The organism is Thalassorhabdomicrobium marinisediminis, from assembly GCF_003072065.1.
Taxonomy (GTDB): Bacteria; Pseudomonadota; Alphaproteobacteria; order Rhodobacterales; family Rhodobacteraceae; genus Octadecabacter; species Octadecabacter marinisediminis.
In genome coordinates this window covers 88,093-109,343 of the sequence record NZ_QCYG01000008.1, presented here as the reverse complement: position 1 = coordinate 109,343, position 21,251 = coordinate 88,093, and the positions used below count along the sequence as shown (strand labels likewise).

Below are 21,251 nucleotides of genomic sequence, written 5' to 3'. Positions count from 1 at the left end.
GGGGCCCGCTTGGGGCCCCATTTGGTGGTGTTTACGTGCTCCGGTGTCAGCCGCCCGCGGCTGGTGCAGCGCCACCGCCGCCACCGCCGCCAACCGCGCTGGCGGGCGTGGCGCTGGCCACATATTCGCGGAAGATCACCTCGGCGTAGCGGCCGTTCAGAAGCATGGGCGAGCCATCGACGAAGCCGGACACTTCGGTCACCGTGCGCCGGTTGCGTCGCTCACGCCCCTGCGTGACGACCAGCGGCTGGGTTTCGCCAAAGGACACGACCGCTTCCAGACGGTCGCGGCTGATCCCCTGCGAGGTCAGATAAAGCACCACGGCTTCGGCCCGGCGCAGGCCCAGACGGCGGTTGTAGGCCGTTGAACCCACAAGGTCGGTGTGCCCATAGACCTTGAAGCGGATTTCCGGGAATTGCCGGATCCAGTTCGCCTGCTGTTGCAGGATCGCCCGCGCGTTGGCATCCAGCGCGGTCGAGTTGAACGGGAAGGTCACCATCGTGTTCACCTCATTGGCGAACCGCTGGTTGAGATTGACGCGCATGTTGTGGCCCTGACCGCTTTGGACTTGGGTGTTGTTCATGGTCGCGTTGCCGAAATAGCCGCTGTCGATTTCCGCGCCGGCCTCTCGCGTGTTGAAGTTTCGCGCGGCGGGACTGTCTGCTTGGGTACAGGCCGAAAGGGCCAATACCGCCGTCATGGTGAGTGCTGCTGTCGTTTTCATTGCCGCGATTCCCATCTCAATCGTCCAATACGTAGCCATAGGAGCCGCTGAAGTCCTGTCGTGCGACTTCTCCGGCACCACCCTGCTGGGGTGCATTCTCGGCGGCAACGCGGCCAAACAGGAACAGGTCCCGTTCGGTCGGCGGGCGCACGCGGTCGGTGGGCAGGGCCAAAGCCTCACCCCGGGTCGGTGTCACCAGATGCGGGGTGACGATGATCACCAATTCGGTCTGTTTCCGGCTGTATTCGGCGGACCGGAACAGCGCGCCCAACACCGGAATGTCACCGGCCCATGGCACCTGACCGGCGAGATCGACGAAGTCGTCGGACAGAAGCCCTGCGATGGCGAAGCTTTCCCCGTCGCGCATCTCAACCGTAGTCGAGGTGCTGCGCGTCTTGAAAGCGTCGATGTTAAAACCGTTCTGGCTGAACCCGTTCGACGGGTCGAGCGAGGAGACCGAGGCGGCGAGCTCAAGGTTGATAATGTCGCCATCGATCACCCGGGGGATGAAGTCCAGTTCGATCCCGAAAGGCTTGTATTCCACCGAAATCGTGTCGGCGTCCTGTGCGACCGGCACCGGGTATTCACCACCTGCAAGAAAGCTGGCTTCCTGGCCCGAAAGCGCGGTCAGGTTGGGCTCGGCCAACGTGCGGACGACACCGCGATTTTCCAGCGCTTCCAGAAGGATGCCAACCTCGACCCCGCCTGCGTTGAAGCCGAACAGGAAAGCGCCCGCGTTGTCATTTGCGTTGGGGGTCGATCCGCCAAGGGCGGCCAGCCGCGATCCGTTGCCGACGCTCGATCCGGTGCCAAGGGCCAGGCCAAGATCCCCGCCCAGCGTGTTGCCACCAAGCGCCAGCGACGAGCTGAGCGACTTGGACACCGACCGCTGCATTTCGGCAAAACGGACCCGCAACATCACTTGCTGGGTGCCGCCAACGCTCATCAGGTTGGACACGCGGTCCGGTGCGTAGCGGTTGGCCAGCTCAAGCGCGCGGTCCAGCCGTGCGATGGACGACACGGTGCCGGAAAGCACGATCCCGTCGTTGGCCGTGCGCACTTCGATGTTCTCACCGGGAAGGATCTGGCCCAGCCGTTCCTTGAACTCGGCGATGTCGGGGGTCACGTGCACCTCGACGTTGGTGATCAACCGCCCGTCACCGCCCAAAAGCGTCAACGTCGTGCGCCCGGGCACCTTGCCCAACACATAGATCGTGCGCTCGGACAGGGAAGAAATGTCTGCAATGGACGGGTTGGCGATGGAAAGTTCGGTAAAGGGAACGTCGCTTTCGACCACCACCGCCCGGTTCATCGGAACATTCAGGGCCCGCGACGGCGCGCCCCGCATAACCTGCAGGGTTTCAGCCGAAACCTGCGCAGGAACGGTCGCAAACGCCAAAGCGAGGCCTGCGAAAGCCGCCTTAAGTAATTTATCATATGTCATATGTGACTGCCTCTGATGCCACGCTTAAATCGGACTTTTCGCCCATTATTGGCGTCAACCTGCGGCACTTCGGCATTTATTGCAAGAATCAATGGATTGCACTGCGTAGTTTATGTGGACTGCCGGCAACAGCCCATAGGAGCGCGAAGCGTGTGACAGGCGCCACGCCCGCCCCGAAACGGGGCGGGCGGGCCGGCGATTTGGCTGGTGCTTTTGAGGGGGCGAGCCGGTGGCATCTGCGTGCGAGCTGGATCATCCGCGCGGCCCGGCGACCCGATCAGTTGGTGCAGGGGATCGGGATGTCGACCACTTCGGCGCCGCGGCGCGTCTTGATGGTGCAGACCTGCTCTCTGGGTTCCTCGACCACGGGCTCTCGCGGGACGATGCCCAACAGACGGGCCTGATCGACCTCGATGGTGCCTGCGATCATGTCATCCCCGCGCCCGACCAGCGCAAGGGACAGGCTGCCGGTGGCCTGTGCCTGTGCCAGCGCCGCAACCTCGTCTGGGGTGACCTGCACGGTCACGGTGCGGGCGATGCGGGCGCCAGTGCTGTCGGTCTCGGCGGTCTGGTCGATGGCCACCAGTTCGACGTTGGACTGGATCAGTTTGGTGACGCCTCCGTTCATCGCGCCGTCGTAACCGCTCACCCGGCCGGTCCAGTAAACGTCAACACGGTCGCCGGGTGACAGGAAGCCCGACACGCCTGAAGCGACGTCCACCTCAATGGCGAAGGCGCGCATCCCGCGCGAGATCAGCGCGGTGATCCCGGCCGTCTGACCCGGCTCGGTGACCTTCACGGCCATGATCGGCTCGTTCTCTTCCATTTGGCGGGTGACGACGCGGGGCTGGTCCAGTCCGTGGGGGAAGAGCTCTTCCTGGGTCATATAGACCCCTTCGGGCAGGAACGGTTCGGCATATTTGATCACGATCACATCGTCCGGCGTGATCGGTTCGCCGTGCTCGATGGTGCGATTCACCGCAAAAACGTCCACCGTGGGGACCGCCTGGGCCAAGGCCAGACGCTGTTGATAAAGATCGGCGTTCTGCTGCTGGAAGTAGCCCTGCACCATGTAGATGGCAAAGCCGGCCAAGCCCATGCCGATTAGAAGTACTAGTCCGAATACTGCTCGCATCATGTGTCCTTTCGGAGTTCCCAGTTGCTGCTGGCTCAGTCAATTACCCGGAAACGGATACATCGAGAATGCGGCCCCAATATGCCGCCTTCGTGAAACTGGTATGGTGGTCCGGGCGCTGCACCTAGAATTCGACCGCGGTGACAGTTGCTATCTGCGCGCCCACCTCCGTTGACTTGTCAGCTGCCGACTGTCCGATCACAGTGGCGACAAGGATAGGCAGCCCCACAAGCGCAGCCGTCAGGACGACCCAGTCAACGGTGACAGCGCCGTCGTCACAGGCGCGAAAGGATTTGAAGAAATCGTGCATCGGGGAAACTCCAGTCTGGCAGCGTATCGCAAAGAACGTCTGGGTAGATCGGAAATTCGTCGGCAATGCGTCCGGTCGGTGACTTTGATGAGATCATTTGCCGCGAGGGGCGTTTCGGCCCCGGAAATGTAGCAAGGGCCGCATCCTGGAATGCGGCCCCTGTTTGGTTTGCCTTGACCAACGTCAGTTGTAGGTCGCGATGGTCTGCGCCGAGAGTTGAGAGCTGATCTTTTCGCTGAGGGCAATCGTACCTTCACCAATGACCGCCAGGACGGCGATGCCAAGTCCGACAACCAGCGCCGTCAGGACAACCCAATCAACCGTTACGGCACCGCTCTCGTCGGCGCGGAAGGTCTTCAACATCTCAAGCATGATGGGCGCCCTTTCTATAAGTGATTAAATGGTTACAAGCGTAGACTTATTACCATTTAATTGCGGTGTGTGCTGTCGCGATCACTCCGGAGGTTGCCTGCGTCGTGGTCTTAACGCTGCCATTGATGGACGTCAGAACAGCGATGCCCAGGCCCACGATGGCTGCGGTCAGCACAACCCAGTCAACAGTAACGGCGCCGTCTTCGTCGTTGCGGAAGTTCTTGATGTAGTTAAGCATGTAAATTCCCTCCTCAGGGTGGTTTGCTCTGGTTTCAGATCCGTCTCTGGCTTGGCCCTTATCGGGTGTCCGCCGTTTGGATGGCTATGTTTTGCTCTTTGATTGGGGCAGGAATGGGACGCCAATCGTGCAATTTTGCAACCCGTGCAGAATTGGTGTGAGGGATCTTATAAGTATATGAAAATCAACGATTAAAAACTTAACACTTTATTAGGGATAGTCTGATTTGGTGGTGTAGCAGGGGGCCAGTCCCCCCGATTTTCAGCGATTGTTCACGATTCTGTGGAACGCTTGCCCCGATATCTGTTAAGACATCACCAATAAGAGGCAGGCGGAGACCGCACCAATGCGGCGTAGCAAAGGGACAATTCAGCGGATCGCGCAGACCGGCGCCGTCATGGGGCTCCTGTCCGCGGCAACGGCTGCCGTGGCGGAAAGCCCGACCTTGCAGAACGACTTTACGTTCCGCCGGGTGGGCGTGCCGCAGTCCGGGGCGCGGAACCGGATCACCGTGCAGATTGCCCCTGCCGCCCCCGGTGGCCCCAGCGCACCGTCTGCGGCGGGTGCCGCACCGCCCATTCCCCAGGCTGCGGCCTCACCGGCGATTGCCGGACTGGCACCGCGGTCCGGCGGCGTGGACTGGTATTGGGATGCGATCTCACCCTCATTGGATGAGGTTACCAGCTTCAGCCTTGAAACCGCCGTCGCCGCCCTTGGCTCCGCGCCTGACGGGCAGGCCATGCCGGCGCCCCGCTTGCAAGGCATGTCCGAGCTGGCGCATCGCTACGGGCGCGACATCCTTGCGGCGACCATCGGCACCAACGTCTCGCCCGCGCTCGTGCTGGCGGTCATCTCGGTTGAAAGCGCCGGACGGCCCGACGCGGTAAGCTCTGCCGGTGCGCAGGGGCTGATGCAGCTCATGCCCCCCACGGCGGCGCGCTTCGGCGTCACCAATGCCTTCGATCCGGCGCAGAACATCAAGGGGGGCACGGCCTATCTGGACTGGCTGCTGGGCGAATTCGACAACGGCGTGATTTTCGCCTTGGCCGGATACAACGCGGGCGAGGGGGCCGTGCGCAACAACAACGGGGTTCCCCCTTACGCGGAAACGCTGGCCTATGTGCCCAAGGTCCTGTCCGCGTGGGAGGTGGCCCGCGGCCTGTGCATGACCCCGCCTGAACTTGTCACGGATGGTTGCGTCTTTGCCACAAGCAGCAACTGATATGACCGATAAACCGCTTATACTGGATGCCGACGGCACCTTGCTGCGCACCGATATGCTGTGGGAAGGCATCTGGAAGGGGCTGGGCACCGATCCGCTGGCCACCCTTCGGGCCTTCGCGATGATTGGCGATCGCGCTGCCTTCAAGGCCGAGATCGCGCGGATCGCGCCTTTGCGGGTGGACCTGCTGCCGGTCCATGAGGAGGTTCTGGCGCTCGCGCGTACCGCGCAGGAAGAGGGGCGTGAGGTCGCGTTGGCCAGCGCGTCGGACCGCACTCTGGCCGAACCACTGGCCGCGCACCATGGCTTGCACCCGGTCTTCGCCACGGACACGGACGAAAACCTGAAAGGGGAAGCCAAGGCCCGCGCTTTGGTTGCGGCCTATGGCGCGGGCGGGTTCGACTACGCCGGTGACAACCGCTGCGACCGCGCGGTCTGGGACGTGGCCGACCATGCCATCGTCGTGGGGCGCGCGGGCGGCGCAGCCCAAGGGCTCACGCGGGTAACGCGGATCGAGAGTGGCTGGTCCCCACGCGCGGTCCTCAAGGCGTTGCGGCCCCACCAATGGGTCAAGAACGTGCTTTTGTTCCTGCCGATGATCGCCGCCCATGCCTTCTATCTCGAGACCTTTCTTGCGGTCTGTCTGGGGGTCGTAAGTTTCTCTGCCGCCGCCTCGTGCATCTATATCGTCAACGATTTGCTCGACATCGAGGCCGACCGCCAGCACGTCAAGAAATGCAAGCGCCCCTTTGCCGCCGGAACCGTGCCGATCCCCGTCGGTATGGGGGTCTGCGCGGGATTGGGGGCCATCGCGCTGGGCGTGGCGGCGCATTTGTCGCTAAAAATGGTCGCGGTCGTCGCCTTCTACATGGCGCTGTCGCTGGCGTATTCCCTGCGTCTGAAGCGGCTGCGTTGGGTCGACATCGCGATCCTTGCCGCGCTCTACACGTTGCGGGTGGTGGCGGGGGCGGCGGCCAGCGGGGTCTATGCCTCGCTCTATATGCTCATCTTCATCTTTCCGATTTTCATCGCGCTGGGCAGCGTGAAACGGATGACCGAACTGGCGCTGGCCCGAGATGACGGCCCCTTGCCCGGGCGGGACTACACGCGCAAGGATATGGGTGCACTGCTCAAGCTGTCGCTTGTCGGAGCAATTGGCGCGCTGGTGATCTTCCTGCTGTATTCGAGCTCAGCACAGGGGCGCGCGCTCTACCCCGACCAATGGTTGCTGTGGATGGCGCTTCTGCCCATCGCCGGCTGGCTCTACCGGATGATCCGGTTGGGCTACATGGGGCGGATGGATTACGATCCAATCGTCTTCACCATGACCGACATTCGCGGTCTGGGGTATCTGATGATCGCCCTGTCGCTGATGTTCTACGCCGCAGGTCTTTGGGGGGCCTGGTTCACGCGGCTGTTCGGCACCTAGATCGACATCTTCTTGAAGATCGGTTCCGGGATCAGCTTGATCACTGTCATCACCGGCCACCAGATGCGCTTTGTGTAGAGCGTGTTGCGCTTCTTGCGCAGGGCGGTGTGAATATCCGCGACCACCGCCTCGGCGGTTGTCATGAAGGGCTGTTTGCCCAGGCCCTGGATCATGGCGGTGTCCACGGGGCCGGGCTTCACGGTCAAGACATGCACGCCGCTGCGCCCCAGCTGGTTGCGCAATCCGCTCAGATAGGTGGCGAAACCGGCCTTGGCCGCGCCATAGACGTAGTTGCCCAGCCGTCCGCGGTCGCCCGCCACCGACCCGACGCCGACCACTGCGCCGCTGCCTTGTTCGGCCAAATGCGGGGCGAGCATCTGAAGCAGCCGCGCAGGGCCGGTGAAACTGTCCGCGATGGTGCCATCGATCAGCGCGGGGTCCGCGTCGATTGCGGCCTGCGGGGGCATCGAGCCTACAAAAACCGCACAGTTCAGGCGGCCGCCGCTGGCGAGGGCGGCGTGCAGCACGCCGTCAAAGGTCTCAGGCCGGCGGGCATCGAAGGCCACCGGCGTGGCCTGTGCCGCGCCCCGGGCCGTGGCGTCGGCTGCGTTCGCCTCAAGGTCGTCCATGCGGCGCCCGGCGAGGATCACCGCCGCGCCCTGTTGCGCCACCGACCGGGTGAACGCCTTTGCGATGGTCGAGCTTGCGCCCAGTATGATCCATGTGTCAGTCATCGTTCAGGTCCTCAATTCAAGGCGGCGGACAAGGTCCGTCTGTAAAGCGCCCTCCGGGTCCGCAGCGCGCGCCGCTTTGGCCCAGTCGGGAAATTCGGGATACATCGATTTGATCGCGGCGCCCGACGACAGCGCGTCTTTCGCCAGATAGATCCGCCCGCCGGCAGCGGTCGTCGCCGCTTCAAGGCGGGCAATCAGGCTGCGTGCAGCGGCGCGGTTCGGAAAATCCACGGCCAGCGTATAGCCCTCCATCGGGAAGGACAGGCAGCCCGCGCGCCCCGGTCCCATCCGTTTGAGCACCGCCAGCGGCGAGGCGAGGCCCGATGCCGTGATGGTGCCCAGCATATCGCGCAGCGCGTCCCGCGCCCCAAGGGGCACCACGCATTGAAACTGGTGAAAACCGCGTTTGCCGTAAAGCCGGTTCCACGCCAGCACCCGGTCGAGCGGGAAGAAAAAATCCTGCAAGGCCCGCACCTGCGAGCGGCCCCCCTTGGGGACGCGGTGATAATAGGCCGCGTTGAAGGCTTTCACCACGTGCTTGCCCAAGGCCCAGTGGGGCGCATCGAAGGGCACTGTCTTGGCAGCTTTCAACCGGGGTGCGATGCCGCGACAAATTTCCCCTTCTTCGACGATCCCCCGCCCCAGCGTCGCGCCAGTTGCCGTGGCGTCGATCCAGCCGACGGTGAATGACGCGTCCGAGCCGTCCAGCAGGGCGATATGCTCGTCCCAGTCGCGGGCCCGCTGTTCGGTGACAAGCATCATCGCGCCGCGCACGGGCATAAGGCTCAAGGTGGCCTGTGTGATGATCCCGGTCTGGCCCAGCCCGCCACAGGTCGTCCGCCAGAGCGCCCCATCGGCGGGGGTGAGCCTGCGCGGCCCGGCCCCCTGCATCAGGGTCAATGCGGTGACATGTTGGCAAAAGCTGCCCGCATGGTGGTGGTTCTTGCCGTGCACGTCCATGGCAATGGCGCCCCCCACGGTGGCGAACCCGGTCCCCGGCACAACCGCCGGAAGCCAGCCGTGGGGGGCGGTGATCTCGATGATTTCACCCAGCGACAGTCCGGCCTCGACGGTCAAAAGGCCCGCGTCCCGATCAAACGCAAGCACCCGGTCAAGCGCCGTCATCTCCACCGCCGCCCCGCCGGAGTTCAGCGCCGCATCCCCGTAAGAGCGTCGGTTGCCGATGGCCGGCGCATGGGCTTTGAGGCTGGCGGGGTCGTGGGCGCGGCGCAGCTCTCCCGTGGCGCGCAATGCCCGGCCCCAACCGGCATAGGTGATCAAGTCGTCGCTCATGACTGCGCGCCTTTCGCGGCGATCCGTTCCGCGACCGGAAAGACCAGCGCACCCAGTCCGATGGCGAACCACAGGGTCGTGGCGCGGATCACGGCCGTCGCGGGGACCGAAACCTCAAGCGGGACGCCTTCGACGGTCAGAAGCGCAATCATCGCCGCTTCGGCCCCGCCCAGACCGCCCGGCGCGCCGGTCAAGCCGCCGGCAAGCATCGAAAAGGTGAAAATCGCCAGCGCCTTCGCCGCGCCGATGTCCGTGCCCAGCCAGATCAGCAGCAGATGGAAGGCATACCCCTCGGCCGCCCAGCCACAGGCGCCCAGAAGGACGGTGAAAAAGATCAAAGAGGGCGCGTTGAACGCCCCCAAGCCGCGGGCGGTTTGCCGCAACCGGGCAAAGGCCCGTGGCAGGCATCCGGACACGCGATAGGATGCGGTCACCCCCGCGCAAAGCAGGGTGGGCCGGGTCACGAGGACGGCCGCCGCCACGGCAAGGCCCGCCACCGGCATCGCAAACGCGATGCCCCCGGTTGAGAGGGCCAGACTGCCCAGCAAGATCAGCGCCATGGCCACAAGGTCCGATGCGCGATCCACCACCGCGAGGGGTGCGGTCTGCGCAAGGCCGAAGCCGGTTTCGCGTTGCAGCCAGCGCATCCGCACAAGTTCGCCCACGCGGCCGGGTGTGACGGACAGGGCAAAGCCGCCGATGAAATGCCGGAGGCTTTGAGCAAGGGTTGCGGGCACCCCGGCGTGGCGCACGAAAAGATGCCAGCGCAGGCCGCGTGAGAGGTAGTTCGCCAGGCTGAGCAGTAGAAGCACGACGATCTGGCCCGGTCCGAGCTGCACGAGCTGGCGCGCGATCTCGTGCCAGCCGGTCGTGCGGACGAGCGTGACCAGACCCCAGCCGAGCGCCACCAGCAGCGCGGCCAGCAAAAGGCTGCGGCGCCAGCGATACACCGTTGCGGTCACCGTGCGCAGGGCCGTGCGGCTGAAATTTGCGTCGCTCATGCTCATGGTTTTCGCGATTAGCGACAAAATTGGGCGAGACTATGACTTTGTGGCCGTTTGGGAAACGAAAAAGCCGGGTGTGGCGGGGGCGCGCAGGGAGGCTGCGGGCAGCGCTTCTGGCGCGCGGCGGAGCCTCCGGCGGGGATATTTCTTAAGCAAAGATGAAAGGGGTGGCGCGTCCGTTTCGGGGCGAAGCGGACGCGCCCGCAGGATTAGACGATTGTGGCTTCGGTTGCGGCGCGCAGCTCGTCCTCGCTGACGCCATCGGCCAGTTCGACGATCTCGAGGCCGCCGTCGACCACGTCCAGAACGCCCAGATTGGTGATGATCCGGTCCACCACGCCCTTGCCGGTCAGCGGCAGGGTGCATTCCTTGAGCAGCTTGCTGTCGCCGTGCTTGTTGGTGTGGTCCATCACCACGATGACCTTGCCGACACCGGCCACGAGGTCCATGGCGCCGCCCATCCCCTTGACCAGCTTGCCCGGGATCATCCAGTTCGCCAGATCGCCTTTTTCGTCCACCTCCATCGCGCCAAGGATCGCCGCTGCGATCTTGCCGCCGCGGATCATGCCGAAGCTTTGGGCGCTGTCGAAATAGGCGGTGCGTTTGAGTTCGGTGATGGTCTGTTTGCCCGCGTTGATCAGGTCGGGATCTTCCTCACCCTCGTAGGGGAAGGGGCCCATGCCCAGCATGCCGTTTTCCGATTGCAGGGTGATGTCCTTGTCGCCCACGTAGTTCGCCACCAGCGTCGGAATGCCGATGCCGAGGTTCACATACCAGCCGTCTTCCAGTTCCTGCGCCGCCCGTTCGGCCATTTGATTGCGATCCCACATTATGCCTTCTCCCTCACCGTGCGCTGTTCGATGCGTTTTTCGTGCTCGCCCTGAATGATCCGGTGGACGTAGATGCCGGGCAGGTGGATCTGGTCGGGGTCGAGCGATCCGGTGGGCACGATCTCTTCAACCTCGACCACGCAGGTCTTGCCGCACATGGCAGCGGGCGGGTTGAAGTTGCGGGCGGTCTTGCGGAACACCAGATTTCCGGTCTCGTCCGCCTTCCAGGCCTTCACGATGGCGAGGTCGGCGAAGATGCCGTTCTCCATGATATAGGTCTCCATCGCGCCGTTCTCGCCGGTGGGGAAGTCCTTGTGTTCCTTGCCTTCGGCGATCACCGTGCCGACGCCGGTCTTGGTGTAGAAGCCCGGAATGCCGCAGCCGCCCGCGCGCATCCGTTCCGCCAAGGTGCCTTGGGGGTTGAACTCAAGCTCAAGCTCGCCCGAGAGGTATTGCCGCATGAATTCGGCGTTTTCCCCGACATAAGAGCTGATCATCTTCTTGACCTGCCGCGTCTGCAACAGGATGCCGATGCCGAAATCGTCCACGCCTGCGTTGTTCGACGCGAACGTCAGGTCCTTGGTGCCGGCGTCCTTGATGGCCGCCAGCAACAGTTCGGGAATGCCGCACAGGCCAAAGCCGCCTGCGGCGATGAACATCCCGTCGTGAAGCAACCCGTCAAGCGCGGCTGCGGCGTCTGGATAGATCTTATTCATGAAACCCCCATTGATGCGTTGCCCCATTGATAGGGGCGAACACGGGGGTGTCAATGAAGATGCTGCACTGCGGCGCTATTTCAGAACATCGCCCTCTGCCGAGGCATCCCCCGACGCGGTTTTGGCGGTCGACTTTTTTGCCGCGGGCTTCTTTTGTGTGGCGGTGGCCTTCTTGGCTGCAGGCTTTTTCTTGGTCGCCGTCTTTTTCGCGGCCGTTTTCTTCGGGGCGGCCTTGCGGCGGGTGCCCTTCTTGGCCTGTTTCTCGGCGATCAGCTCAAGCGCCTGTTCCAGCGTTACGGACTCAACTTCGCTGTCCTTCGGCAAGGTGGCGTTGATCTTGTCCCATTTGACGTAGGGCCCGTATTTGCCTTCCTTGATCTCGACGGCGCCGCCTTCGTCCGGGTGATCGCCCAAGGATTTCAGCGTCTTGGCCGCGGCGCCGCGTCCGCCCCGGCTGGCGACCTTTTCCGCCAGAAGCTGCACGGCGCGGTTCATGCCCACGGTGAACACATCTTCAAGCGTCTCCAGATTGGCATTGGTGCCGCCCCGGTCCGAGGTGCTTTCGGCATGTTTAAGATAGGGGCCGTAGCGGCCGATGTTGGACCAGACGTTCACCCCATCTTCAGGGTGCGGGCCGATCAGGCGGGGCAGGGACAGCAGCTTGACGGCGGTCTCGAGGTCCACCTCTTCGGGGGGCCATTCCTTTGGGATCGACTGGCGCTTGGGCTTCTTGTTGTCCTCGGTCACTTCGCCGCGCTGGGCGTAAGGCCCGAAGCGACCCTTGTGGACCCAGATCTTGTCGCCGTCATCCTCGCCCAGAAGCTTGCCTTCGGGCGGAATACCGGCGGCGTCGTCCTGTCCGGGCGGGCCAAAGGCGCGTGTGTATTTGCAATCGGGATAGTTCGAGCAGCCGATGAAGGCCCCCCCGGCGCGGGCCGTGCGCATGGACAGCCGTCCGGTGCCGCAGTTCGGGCACAGCCGAGGGTCGGTGCCATCCTCGTTCGGGGGGAAGATGTGCGGGGCAAGGACGTCGTTGATCTTTTCCAGCACCTCGGTGATGGAATTGTCCATCGCCTCATCAATGGTCACCTTGAAGTCGCGCCAGAAATTTTCCAGCACCTTCTTGTAATCGGCATCCCCGGCAGAGACGAAATCGAGCTCTTCCTCAAGGCTCGCCGTATAGTCGTAGCCTACGTATTTGCGGAAGTAATTGGTCAGGAAGGCGGTCACCAGACGGCCCTTATCCTCGGGGATAAGGCGGTTCTTCTCTTTGCGGACATAGCCGCGATCCTGAATCGTCGTCACGATGGAGGCATAGGTCGAGGGCCGCCCGATGCCGAGCTCTTCCATCCGTTTGACCAGCGTCGCTTCGGTGTAGCGGGGGGGCGGCTGCGTGAAGTGCTGCTCGGGCGTGACGACCTCCTTGGTCATGGCGTCACCCTCGGCCATCTGCGGCAGGCGCTTGTCGTCGTCCTCGGCGGTATCGACGTCGTCGCGGCCTTCTTCATAAACGCGCAAGAACCCGTCGAATAGCACGACCTGACCGGTGGCGCGCAGCACGACCTGTCCGTCATCGCTGCCCACATCGACCGTGGTGCGTTCCATCCGGGCGCCGGCCATCTGGCTGGCGATGGTGCGTTTGTAGATCAGGTCATAAAGCTTGCGCTGATCCGGATCGGCGATCTTCGCGTCCGACGCGTCCTTCATCAGATCCGTCGGGCGGATACATTCGTGGGCTTCCTGCGCGTTCTTGGCCTTGTTTTTATAGATGCGCGGTGTCTCGGGGACGTATTGTTTGCCGAATTTTGCGGCAATGGCGTCGCGCGCGGCGGTGACCGCTTCGGGGGCCATGTCGATCCCGTCGGTCCGCATGTAAGTGATCAAGCCCGCTTCATAGAGACGCTGGGCGGCGTTCATCGTCATCCGCGCGCCGAAGCCGAATTTGCGGCTGGCTTCCTGTTGCAGGGTCGAGGTCATGAACGGGGCTGAGGGGTTGCGGTTGGCGGGCTTCGCCTCGACCCGCTGCACGCTGAGATCCCGCGACAGCACTGCCTGCTGGGCCATTTCCGCCTGTGTTGCGTTCTCGAGGTCGAACTTCTCAAGCCGTTTGCCCGCAAGGACGGTGAGCCGCGTTTCGACTGTCTGGCCACGTGGCGTGGTCAGTTGCGCCTTAACGGTCCAGTATTCGCGGGGATTGAACGCCTCGATCTCCATCTCGCGCTCAACGATCAGCCGCAGGGTGACCGATTGCACGCGGCCGGCGGATTTCGCGCCGGGCAGGCGACGCCACAGGACGGGGGAGAGTTTGAACCCGACGAGATAGTCCAGCGCGCGCCGGGCAAGATAGGCGTCCACCAGCGGCTGGTCGACCTGCCGGGGATTGCGCATGGCCTCGGTCACGGCGTCCTTGGTGATCGCGTTGAAGACCACGCGGCTGACCGGGGTGTCCTTCTTGATCGATTTGCGTTTGCGCAGCGCCTCTTGCAGGTGCCACGAAATCGCCTCCCCCTCGCGGTCGGGGTCGGTTGCGAGGATCAGTTCGTTGTCCTCGGCCAGCGCATCGGCGATCGCCTTGATGTGCTTCTTGCTGTCCGACGCGACCTCCCACTGCATCTCGAAATTCTGGTCGGGGTCGACCGATCCGTCCTTGGGCGGCAGGTCACGGACGTGCCCGTAGGAGGCCAGAACCGTATAGTCCGGTCCCAGATACTTGTTGATTGTCTTGGCCTTGGCCGGGGATTCGACGACAACAACGGGCATGGGAATCCTTTCAGAATACGGACACGAAACGTGGCGCTAGATGTGGGGGGCCTTGGGGGATTGTCAATGCAGCATATAATCCGGGCCCTGTCCGGCAGCGCGGAACACCGGTGCAGGGGGCGGTTTCAGACCACCCGCGCCAACAGGCCGCCGGCCTGCCGCACCACCTTGCCGTCAAGCTCAAGATCCACAAGAAGCGGCGCAACCGCCGTGGGGGGCACCCCGAGGCTGCGGATCAGGTGATCCTCGGCCATGGGCGCGGGGCCGAGCCGCGCCAGAATGTCATCGTGCAACAGGGCGGTTTCGCGCAAGGTGCGGTTCCCGGGCGGCGAGGGCGCGGGGGTCGAGACGGCGGGCGTGCGTGGCTCGGGACAGTCAAGCGGCAGTTCGGGTGCCGGTTCGGTGGCCGCTCCGGGGTTGCCCAGATGGTCGATCACATCCTGCGCGCCGCGCACCAGTATGGCCCCGTCGCGGATCAGCATGTTGCAGCCCGATGCACGCGCGTCGAAGGGGTGGCCCGGCACCGCGAGCACCTCACGCCCCTGATCGAGCGCGGTGCGCGCGGTGATCAGACTGCCGGATTTCGCCGCAGCTTCGACCACGACCGTGGCCTGTGCCATGCCCGAGATAATGCGGTTGCGGGCCGCGAAGTGCCGCGCCTTGGGGTATTGCCCCATCGGCTGGTCCGAGAGCCGCAGACCCTGTTCGCCAATCTGTCTGGACAGGGCAGCATTCTGCGGCGGATAGACGCCATCGACGCCGCCCGCGACGACGGCCACGGTGCCGGTGTCCAGCGCTGCGCTATGGGCGGCGGTGTCGATCCCACGCGCAAGGCCCGAAACCACGGTGAACCCGGCGGCCCCCAGATCGGCGGCCAGCTTGCGTGCCATCCGCACCCCCAAGGAGGAGGCATTGCGCGCGCCCACCAGCGCCACGAGGGGCCGCGCGAGAAGGTCCGCCCGGCCCACCATCCACAGCATGACGGGTGCGTCGTCAATCTCGCTCAGCAGCTTGGGGAAATCCGCATCGCCCTCGAACACAAGCCGCGCGCCAGCGGCATGGCCGGCCCTGAGCTCGGCACGGGCGACGCCTTCGGGGCAGGGCTGGTAATCTGTAACTCCGGCCGCGCGGGCCACTTCAGGCAGGGCGGCAAGGGCCGCCTCCGCTGTTCCATGTTCGCGCATCAAGCGGCGATAGGTCGCCGGGCCCACCCGGCGAGAGCGCAACAGGCGAAGGCGCAAGATCCGATCATCTTCCGTGGTGGGTGGGAGTGGGGGGTGAGTGGAAGAACTGTCGTTCTCGGTCATCCGAACCTCCGCCTGTTGCAGACTCAGGTTTAGGATGTTGAGGTTAACGGAAGGTTATTAAATCCGCGACATTTGACCGGACACCGCAAATTTCTGACCGCACGCACTAGTCGGTGAAGGTCCAGCTTTCCGCACCATCGAAGTGGCGCAGTGGCAAGGCGGCCTGCACGTCCGGCTCCCCCAAGGCGCCGTTCACCGCCATATAGGGAGCATCGCCCTGCGGGGTGGCCGGTTCCCAATGGGTGGTCACGCCGCAGGTGGCGCAGCTCACAAACACCAGACCGCCGTCCTCGGGCCCGTCCAGATCCGCGCGGGTGTATCGGATGAGGGGGCCGTCCGCGCGAATGCGGATGGCGTCGAGCGGCCCATGCGCCCAGAGCGCGCCATAGCGGCGGCAGGCCGCGCAGTTGCAGCGCACCAGCTTCTCGGGCGCCGCATGGGTAAACGTGACCGCCCCGCACAGGCATGCGCCCGTCAGGGTGATCACGCCGCCGCACCACCGACGGTCAGGCCGCCGATCAGCAAGGACGGCTGCCCCACGCCCACGGGCACCCATTGACCCGCCTTGCCGCAGTTGCCGATCCCGGGGTCGAGCGCCATGTCGCTGCCGATGCCGCGGATCTGCTGCAACGCTGTGGCCCCGTCGCCGATCAGGGTTGCCCCTTTTACGGGCGCGCCGATTTTGCCGTCCTTCACGCGGTAGGCCTCGGTGCACGAGAAGACAAACTTGCCGTTGGTGATATCCACCTGCCCGCCACCGAATCCGACGGCATAGATGCCGTCCTTCAGCCCGGCGAGCATGTCCTGCGGGTCCGCGTCACCGCCCAGCATATAGGTGTTGGTCATGCGGGGCATGGGGATATGCGCGAAACTTTCGCGGCGGCCGTTGCCGGTGGGTTTGACCCCCATGAGCCGCGCGTTCTGCCGGTCCTGCATGTAGCCCACAAGCTTGCCGTCCTCGATCAGCACATTGCGGGCGCTGGGGGTGCCTTCATCGTCCACGGTGATCGAGCCGCGCCGGTCGGGGATCGTGCCATCGTCGAGCACGGTGACCCCCTTGGCCGCGACCTGCTGGCCCATCAAGCCGGCGAAGGCGCTGCTGCCCTTGCGGTTGAAGTCGCCTTCCAGCCCGTGGCCCACCGCTTCGTGCAGCAGGATGCCGGGCCAGCCGGGGCCAAGCAGCACGTCCATCACGCCCGCGGGTGCCGGTTCCGCCTCAAGGTTCACCAACGCGATGCGCAGGGCTTCGCGCGCCACCGGCTGCCAATGATCCGGCGCCGTGAGGCCGATCAGACCGCTGCGCCCGCCGCCGCCCATGCCGCCGCTTTCCCGGCGACCGTCCTGTTCCACGATCACCGAGATATTCAGCCGCGACATGGGGCGCGTGTCGGTCACGAGCATGCCGTCAGGCCGCAGGATCACCACCTCCTGATGCGATGCGGCGAGCGTCGCGCTCACCTGCACCACGCGCGGGTCGAGATCGCGACAGAAGGCGTCGATCTCTTTCAACAGGTCGATCTTCGCGGGGAAGGTCGCCTCGGCCATGGGGTCGGCGTCGGTATAAAGCACGGTGTTGGTGCGCGCCGGGCCCTCGGCCAGCGTGCCGCCGCCGTCGCCCACGGCCAGCCGCGCCGTCGCCACCGCGCGTCGCAGGGCGTGTTCGTCGATGGTGGTCGAATGGGCATAGCCCGCAACCTCGCCACGCACCGCCCGCAGCCCGAACCCTTCGGAGGCGTCATAGCTCGCCGTGCGCACGCGCCCGTCGTCATAGGACAGAACCTCGGACCGGCGGCGCTCAAGAAAGAGCTCACCATCGTCGGCGCCCGCCGTCGCCTCTTGCACCAAAGCCAGCGCCTGATCGTGGTCTAGGCTTGTCTCGAACGGGCGAAAGGGGTCCTGCGACATCTGGAAATCCTGACTGTTTTGTTGATTTGCGGCAAAAAGCGACCCTTTGACACATAATCTGCGGGGGCAATCGCTTGAGTTGATGCACAGGATATGGGAATAGCTTGCGTGAATACAACGGGATTCCGTCCGGGGTCCTTTGAGAATCAAGGCGGCGCTGGGTTCCGCGCCTCAATCACAAGGATCGAGATGCAGATGATGACATTTGTAAAACGCATGGGCATTGCCGCTGGGATCGGGATCGGGGCAGGTGCTGCTTCTGCCCAGACCGCGATCGAGGATCTTGAGATCGTCGGCGCGCCAACGCCCGGCGCCACCGGGTTCCAGACCGCCGCGACCGAGCTTGCCCGCGATTTGCATTGGCTCGATGGCATGCTGCTGGTGATCATCACCATCATCACCCTGCTTGTGGTGGGCCTGCTGGCCTGGGTCATCCTGCGCTACAACGCGCGCCGCAACCCCACCGCCGCCACCTTCACCCACAACTCCCCGCTTGAGGTGGCATGGACCATCGTGCCGATCGTGATCCTTGTGTTCATCGGGGCCTTCTCGCTTCCGGTGCTGTTCAAGCAGCAGGAAATCCCCGAGGGCGACATCAACATCACCGTCACCGGCTACCAGTGGTTCTGGTCCTATGAATACACGGATGAGGATATCTTCTTCGAAAGCTACATGATCGGCTACAACGAAGGGAACCTGAACGACGACATCGTGGCCCAACTGGAAGAGGCCGGCTACTCCGAGGATGAGTTCCGCCTTGCCACCGACACCGCCGTCGTCGTGCCCGTGGGCGCCACTGTGGTGATGACCGTCACCGGTGCGGATGTGATCCATTCGTGGACGATCCCCGCCTTCGGTGTGAAGCAGGACGCCGTGCCCGGCCGCTTCGCGCAGCTTTGGTTCAACGCCGAGAAGGAAGGCATCTATTTCGGCCAGTGTTCCGAGCTGTGCGGCAAGGACCACGCCTATATGCCGATCACCGTGAAGGTCGTCGATCCCGCCGTCTATGAAGAGTGGCTGGCGACCGCCAAGGAAGAATTCCCGGCCTAAGGCTGTCTGCGGGCCTTCGCCGTATGAATGTTTCGCGTCGGGCAGGGTTTGCCCGGCGTTTCAAGTTACAGGACCGTAATGACTGACGTGACCAATCAACAGCACACTCGAGAGGCGCAGATGGGCGATTATTTCGCCTTGATGAAGCCGCGCGTGATGCAACTGGTGGTGTTCACAGCCCTTGTGGGGCTGCTGGTCGCGCCGGTCTCGGTGAATCCGTTCATCGCCTTTGTCGCGGTGCTGTGCATCGCGGTGGGGGCAGGGGCCTCGGGCGCGCTGAACATGTGGTGGGACGCGGATATCGACGCCATCATGAAGCGCACGGTGAACCGCCCGATCCCGTCAGGCGCGGTGCAACCCGGTGAGGCGCTGGGCATCGGCGTGACCCTGTCGGTCTTTGCCGTGGTGCTGCTGTTTCTGGCGACCAACGCGCTGGCCGCCGGGCTTCTGGCCTTCACCATCTTCTTCTATGCCGTGATCTATTCCATGTGGCTGAAGCGCTCGACGCCGCAGAACATCGTGATCGGCGGCGCCGCTGGCGCCTTCCCCCCGATGATCGGCTGGGCCGTGGCCACGGGCTCTGTCTCGCTGGAAAGCGTGTTGATGTTCGCGCTGATCTTCATGTGGACGCCGCCGCATTTCTGGGCGCTCGCCCTGTTCGTGAAATCCGACTACGGGGACGCGGGCGTGCCGATGCTGACCGAAACCCACGGGCGCGACGTGACCCGCAAGCACATTCTGGCCTATTGCCTGCCGCTTGTGGCCGTCGCTTTCGGGTTGGGTTTCACCTCGATCGGCGGGCCGTTCTACCTGCTTGTGGCTGTGGTGCTCAACGTCTGGTTCCTGCGCGGCTGCTACGCAATCTGGACGCGCACAGATGCCGACAGCGAGGCGGACAAACACGCGGTCGAGCGGCGCACCTTCGTCGTTTCCATCTACTACCTGTTCGGACATTTTGGCGCATTGCTGGTTGAGGCTTTGCTGCGCACATATGGCCTGACGCAATGGGCTGGATGGTAGAAATGGCACTCAAGGTCGAACATGAACTGCACAACCGCCGCCGGGGCCGCAACTGGGGCGTGGGCCTTTTGTTGCTGGCGCTGATTGGCATCGTCTTCGGGCTGACAGTGGTCAAGGTGCTGGGCCTGTCGGACATCACCCAGATGGAACGGTTCGACCATGTCGCCCGCCCCCAGCTTGAACCCGGCGCGCTGGAAGCCGCCGAGAAGCGTGCCGCGGAACAGGCCGCGCAACGTGCTGCTGAGGAGGGCGAGCCATGAAACTGAACCCGTTCAACTACATCCCCGAGGGACCGAGCCGCACCGCGACCCAGGCGGTCAGCATCGTTGTGCTCATGGGCGGGCTGGCCTGGGCCTCGGTCCCGTTCTACGACTGGTTCTGCCGCGTGACCGGCTTCAGCGGTGTGACCAACGTCGCCACCAGTGGCTCGGACCGGATTCTGGACCAGACGATCAAGGTGCGCTTCGAATCCGCTGTTGCCCGCGACATGCCGTGGGAGTTCAAACCCCTCCAGCGTGAGATGGAGGTGCGCATCGGTGAAACGGTGCTGGCCTTCTATGAGGCGACGAACCCCACGGACGAGCCCATCGCCGGGGCCGCGTCCTACAACGTCGCCCCTTATGCGGCGGGCGGGTTCTTCGACAAGATCGACTGTTTCTGCTTTGAACAGCAGGTCCTGCAACCGGGCGAGACGATGAACATGCCGGTCACGTTTTACATCGACCCCGACATCGTCGATGACTACGAAGGACGCTATATCCATACGATCACTTTGGGGTATACGTTCCACCGGAACAACATGCCCGAGGCGGTGCAGAATGCCAGTCTTGACCTGAACCCGCCGACCGAATTGAACTAAGACCAAAAACCCACGAGGGAACACACCCATGGCGCACGAAAAGAACCACGACTACCACATCCTGAACCCGTCGATCTGGCCCTTGCTGACCGGCATCGCCGTGTTCACCATGCTGTTCGGCGCGGTGCTCTGGATGGATTCCAGCGACAGCCCCTATCTGTTCCTGATGGGTCTGGCCGGTGTGTTCTACTGCATGTACGGATGGTGGGCCGACGTGGTGGCCGAAAGCCAGCAGGGCGATCATACGCCCGTCGTGCGGATCGGCCTGCGCTATGGCTACATCATGTTCATCATGTCCGAAGTGATGTTCTTCGCCGCGTGGTTCTGGTCGTTCTTCAAGCATGCCATGTATCCCATGGGCCCGCTGTCGCCTGCCGTTGACGGTGTCTGGCCGCCCGAGGGGATCGAGACCTTCGATCCCTGGCACTTGCCGCTGATCAACACTCTGATCCTGTTGTGTTCGGGGGCCGCAGCCACATGGGCGCACCACGCGCTGGTGCATGAGAACAACCGCAAAGACCTGAAAAACGGCCTTTTGCTGGCGGTGCTGCTGGGTATCCTGTTCACGATCTTCCAGGCCTATGAATACAGCCACGCGGCCTTTGGCCTTGCCGGCAACATCTACGGCGCGAACTTCTTCATGGCGACCGGCTTCCACGGCTTCCATGTGGCCATCGGGACGATCTTCCTGTTCGTCTGCTACATGCGGGCGCGGGCAGGGCACTTCACCCCCGAAAAGCACGTCGGCCTCGAAGCGGCGGCCTGGTACTGGCACTTTGTTGACGTGGTCTGGCTGTTCCTTTTCGCGGCGATCTACGTCTGGGGTCAGTAAGACGCCTTGACCTCGCACAGGTGACACGACAAGACGCGCGGGGTGACAGCCTCGCGCGTTTTCCAGT

Annotated in this window: 22 protein-coding genes; 7 read left to right on the top strand and 15 right to left on the bottom strand. The window is 63.8% G+C overall.

Annotation, left to right across the window (positions count from 1 at the left end):
* Positions 1 to 46: 46 nt before the first annotated feature.
* From DC363_RS13280 to DC363_RS13255, 6 genes are all read right to left on the bottom strand, one after another.
* Entirely contained in the window at positions 47 to 724 is a 678-nt protein-coding gene (locus DC363_RS13280) for an OmpA family protein (RefSeq protein ID WP_108641753.1), read from the bottom strand.
* 16 nt (positions 725 to 740) lie between these two features.
* The gene (locus DC363_RS13275) at positions 741 to 2,168 is read right to left on the bottom strand and encodes a type II and III secretion system protein family protein (protein WP_108641642.1); all 1,428 of its coding nucleotides are present in this window, start codon (positions 2,166 to 2,168) and stop codon (positions 741 to 743) included.
* Positions 2,169 to 2,445: 277 nt separating this feature from the next.
* The gene (gene cpaB, locus DC363_RS13270) at positions 2,446 to 3,303 is read right to left on the bottom strand and encodes a Flp pilus assembly protein CpaB (RefSeq protein ID WP_108641752.1); all 858 of its coding nucleotides are present in this window, start codon (positions 3,301 to 3,303) and stop codon (positions 2,446 to 2,448) included.
* A gap of 124 nt (positions 3,304 to 3,427) precedes the next feature.
* Positions 3,428 to 3,613, bottom strand: a complete 186-nt coding sequence (locus DC363_RS13265; RefSeq protein WP_108641641.1) for a hypothetical protein — start codon at positions 3,611 to 3,613, stop codon at positions 3,428 to 3,430.
* A gap of 183 nt (positions 3,614 to 3,796) precedes the next feature.
* Positions 3,797 to 3,985 (bottom strand): Flp family type IVb pilin, encoded by a 189-nt coding sequence (locus DC363_RS13260; RefSeq protein WP_108641640.1) that lies wholly within the window; start codon positions 3,983 to 3,985, stop codon positions 3,797 to 3,799.
* Between the two features lie 49 nt (positions 3,986 to 4,034).
* The gene (locus DC363_RS13255; protein WP_108641639.1) at positions 4,035 to 4,223 is read right to left on the bottom strand and encodes a Flp family type IVb pilin; all 189 of its coding nucleotides are present in this window, start codon (positions 4,221 to 4,223) and stop codon (positions 4,035 to 4,037) included.
* Between the two features lie 346 nt (positions 4,224 to 4,569).
* On the opposite strand from DC363_RS13255, the gene DC363_RS13250 reads away from it, so the two are divergent.
* Both DC363_RS13250 and DC363_RS13245 read left to right on the top strand, forming a co-directional pair.
* Complete coding sequence (locus tag DC363_RS13250; protein WP_108641638.1) at positions 4,570 to 5,445, top strand: lytic transglycosylase domain-containing protein; 876 nt, start codon at positions 4,570 to 4,572, stop codon at positions 5,443 to 5,445.
* A 1-nt stretch (position 5,446) separates the two neighbouring features.
* Positions 5,447 to 6,874: a UbiA family prenyltransferase gene (locus DC363_RS13245; RefSeq protein WP_108641637.1), complete on the top strand. Its 1,428-nt coding sequence runs from the start codon at positions 5,447 to 5,449 to the stop codon at positions 6,872 to 6,874.
* Here the strand turns inward: DC363_RS13245 and DC363_RS13240 are convergent.
* The 9 genes from DC363_RS13240 to tldD form a co-directional block, all read right to left on the bottom strand.
* Positions 6,871 to 7,608, bottom strand: a complete 738-nt coding sequence (locus DC363_RS13240) for an SDR family NAD(P)-dependent oxidoreductase (RefSeq protein ID WP_108641636.1) — start codon at positions 7,606 to 7,608, stop codon at positions 6,871 to 6,873. The two genes, DC363_RS13245 and DC363_RS13240, sit on opposite strands and share 4 nt — an antisense overlap.
* Before the next feature lie 3 nt (positions 7,609 to 7,611).
* On the bottom strand, positions 7,612 to 8,901 hold the full coding sequence (locus tag DC363_RS13235; protein ID WP_108641635.1) for an FAD-binding protein: 1,290 nt from the start codon (positions 8,899 to 8,901) through the stop codon (positions 7,612 to 7,614).
* Positions 8,898 to 9,902: a lysylphosphatidylglycerol synthase transmembrane domain-containing protein gene (locus tag DC363_RS13230; RefSeq protein ID WP_108641634.1), complete on the bottom strand. Its 1,005-nt coding sequence runs from the start codon at positions 9,900 to 9,902 to the stop codon at positions 8,898 to 8,900. The genes DC363_RS13235 and DC363_RS13230 overlap by 4 nt, the downstream gene beginning before the upstream one ends.
* A 212-nt stretch (positions 9,903 to 10,114) precedes the next feature.
* Positions 10,115 to 10,738: a CoA transferase subunit B gene (locus DC363_RS13225; protein ID WP_108641633.1), complete on the bottom strand. Its 624-nt coding sequence runs from the start codon at positions 10,736 to 10,738 to the stop codon at positions 10,115 to 10,117.
* The gene (locus DC363_RS13220) at positions 10,735 to 11,451 is read right to left on the bottom strand and encodes a CoA transferase subunit A (protein ID WP_108641751.1); all 717 of its coding nucleotides are present in this window, start codon (positions 11,449 to 11,451) and stop codon (positions 10,735 to 10,737) included. Before DC363_RS13220 ends, DC363_RS13225 begins: the two co-directional genes overlap by 4 nt.
* A 75-nt stretch (positions 11,452 to 11,526) precedes the next feature.
* Positions 11,527 to 14,211 carry a type I DNA topoisomerase gene (gene topA, locus DC363_RS13215; RefSeq protein ID WP_108641632.1) on the bottom strand — a complete coding sequence of 895 codons (2,685 nt, stop codon included), beginning with the start codon at positions 14,209 to 14,211 and terminating at the stop codon, positions 11,527 to 11,529.
* A 125-nt stretch (positions 14,212 to 14,336) separates the two neighbouring features.
* Positions 14,337 to 15,518, bottom strand: a complete 1,182-nt coding sequence (gene dprA, locus DC363_RS13210; protein WP_108641631.1) for a DNA-processing protein DprA — start codon at positions 15,516 to 15,518, stop codon at positions 14,337 to 14,339.
* Between the two features lie 106 nt (positions 15,519 to 15,624).
* A complete protein-coding gene (locus tag DC363_RS17170) occupies positions 15,625 to 16,005 on the bottom strand; it encodes a GFA family protein (protein ID WP_108641630.1) in 381 nt (126 codons plus the stop codon).
* Entirely contained in the window at positions 16,002 to 17,423 is a 1,422-nt protein-coding gene (gene tldD / locus DC363_RS13200) for a metalloprotease TldD (protein WP_108641629.1), read from the bottom strand. The genes DC363_RS17170 and tldD overlap by 4 nt, the downstream gene beginning before the upstream one ends.
* A gap of 195 nt (positions 17,424 to 17,618) precedes the next feature.
* On the opposite strand from tldD, the gene coxB reads away from it, so the two are divergent.
* The 5 genes from coxB to DC363_RS13175 all read left to right on the top strand — a co-directional run bounded on the left by coxB (position 17,619) and on the right by DC363_RS13175 (position 21,184).
* The gene (coxB, locus tag DC363_RS13195; protein ID WP_108641750.1) at positions 17,619 to 18,473 is read left to right on the top strand and encodes a cytochrome c oxidase subunit II; all 855 of its coding nucleotides are present in this window, start codon (positions 17,619 to 17,621) and stop codon (positions 18,471 to 18,473) included.
* A gap of 78 nt (positions 18,474 to 18,551) precedes the next feature.
* Positions 18,552 to 19,493, top strand: a complete 942-nt coding sequence (gene cyoE, locus DC363_RS13190; RefSeq protein WP_108641628.1) for a heme o synthase — start codon at positions 18,552 to 18,554, stop codon at positions 19,491 to 19,493.
* Positions 19,478 to 19,753, top strand: coding sequence for a hypothetical protein (locus DC363_RS13185; RefSeq protein ID WP_338418937.1), 276 nt, complete (start codon positions 19,478 to 19,480; stop codon positions 19,751 to 19,753). The genes cyoE and DC363_RS13185 overlap by 16 nt, the downstream gene beginning before the upstream one ends.
* Entirely contained in the window at positions 19,750 to 20,352 is a 603-nt protein-coding gene (locus DC363_RS13180; protein ID WP_108641626.1) for a cytochrome c oxidase assembly protein, read from the top strand. Before DC363_RS13185 ends, DC363_RS13180 begins: the two co-directional genes overlap by 4 nt.
* A gap of 28 nt (positions 20,353 to 20,380) precedes the next feature.
* Positions 20,381 to 21,184 carry a cytochrome c oxidase subunit 3 gene (locus DC363_RS13175; RefSeq protein ID WP_108641625.1) on the top strand — a complete coding sequence of 268 codons (804 nt, stop codon included), beginning with the start codon at positions 20,381 to 20,383 and terminating at the stop codon, positions 21,182 to 21,184.
* Positions 21,185 to 21,251 lie beyond the last annotated feature (67 nt).